Origin of the sequence: Pseudomonas sp. NFACC14 (genome assembly GCF_900106885.1) — a bacterium.
Classification (GTDB): domain Bacteria; phylum Pseudomonadota; class Gammaproteobacteria; order Pseudomonadales; family Pseudomonadaceae; genus Aquipseudomonas; species Aquipseudomonas fluorescens_AA.
Genome location: NZ_FNOA01000059.1, coordinates 1 through 1,686, shown reverse-complemented (window position 1 = coordinate 1,686; position 1,686 = coordinate 1). Strand labels below are relative to the sequence as shown.

The window sequence follows — 1,686 nt, the reverse complement described above, 5'->3', positions numbered from 1 at the left end:
CGAAAACCTGATTCCACTGGATTGTGAACACATCACTCCGGACATGTTGCCGCTGGTCGACCTGACCCAGGACACGATCGATCGCCTGGTGTCGACGGTGCCGGGCGGTGCGCGCAACGTACAGGACATCTACCCGCTGGCGCCGTTGCAGGAAGGCATCCTTTATCACCATCTGGCCGCCGAACAGGGCGATCCCTATGTGCTGAAGATACTCTTCGATCTGAAGCGTCGTGACCGGCTGACAGCCTTCGTCGATGCACTTCAGCATGTCATCGACCGCCACGACATCCTGCGCACCAGTGTGGTGTGGCAAGGATTCGACACACCGGTACAGGTGGTCTGGCGTCAAGCGCAGTTGACGGTGGAAGAGGTGGTGCTGGCAGACGCTGCGGGGGATATCGCGACGCAGTTGCAGGACCGCTTCGATCCACGGCATTACCGTCTCGATATCACCCGGGCCCCCATGCTACGTCTGGCTTTCGCGCAAGATGCGGTCAATGGGCGTTGGGTCGCGGTATTGCTGTTCCATCACATGGCGCTGGATCACACCGCCATGGAGGTGGTGCAACACGAAATGCAGGCGCATCTGCTGGGCGAGGCCGTTCCACTGGCGGCGGTGCCATATCGTAACTATGTGGCGCAGGCCCGTCTGGGTGTGAGCGAGCAGGAGCATGAAGGGTTCTTCCGCGAGATGCTCGGTGATGTCGACGAACCGACCTTGCCGTTCGGTGTGCGGGAAGTACAGGGCGACGGAGGGAATATCGAGCAAGCCCGCCGGCCGCTCGACGGGGCGTTGAGCCTGCGTCTCAGGGCTCAGGCCCGTCAGTTGGGCGTCAGTGCCGCCAGCCTGGTTCACCTGGCCTGGGCACAGTGGCTGGGTCGCGTGTCCGGCAAGGACGACGTGGTATTCGGCACCGTGCTGATGGGCCGGATGCAAGGCGGCGACGGTGCCGACCGGGCGCTGGGCATGTTCATCAACACCTTGCCGTTGCGCGTGGAGGTGGGTACCCAGGGTGTGCGTGAGGGGGTGAAAGCCACCCACGCCCGGCTGACCGGCCTGTTGGGCCATGAACACGCGTCCCTGGCCCTGGCCCAGCGTTGCAGCGGCGTGGTCGCGCCGATGCCGCTGTTCAGTGCCTTGCTCAACTATCGCCACAGCGCTGGCCTGGCGAGTTCGAGCCAGGCGCTGGCCGGCTGGGAGGGTATCGAGACCCTGAGCAATGAAGAGCGCACCAACTACCCGCTGACCCTGTCGGTGGATGACCTGGGCGAAGGTTTCCACCTGACCGCGCTGGCGGTGCCGCAGATCGGCGCTCAGCGGGTGTGTGATTCCATGCATATTGCCCTGGATAACCTGGTGGAATCCCTGGAACAGGCGCCGTCGACGCCGTTGAACAGGCTGTCTGTTCTCTCGCCTGCCGAGCATCGGCAGGTGGTGACGGGTTTCAACAAGACCGGGCGTTTTTATCCGCAGGACCAGACGGTCAGCGGCCTGTTCGAAGTTCAAGCCGAGGTCCGTCCCCATGCCATCGCCGTGGTACAGGATGGACAATGCCTGACATACAGCGAGCTCAACGCCAGGGCCAACGGTCTGGCCCGTCATCTGGTCGGCCTGGGCGTACAGCCGGGCGACAGCGTGGCGCTGGGGCTGGCGCGTTCGATCGAGCTGCTGGTCAGCCAACTGGC

At 63.7% G+C, this 1,686-nt stretch carries 1 protein-coding gene; it reads left to right on the top strand.

Annotated features, from left to right (window positions below):
* On the top strand, nt 1-1,686 hold a 1,686-nt coding region (locus tag BLU85_RS30090), incomplete at both ends, for a condensation domain-containing protein (RefSeq protein WP_139208085.1).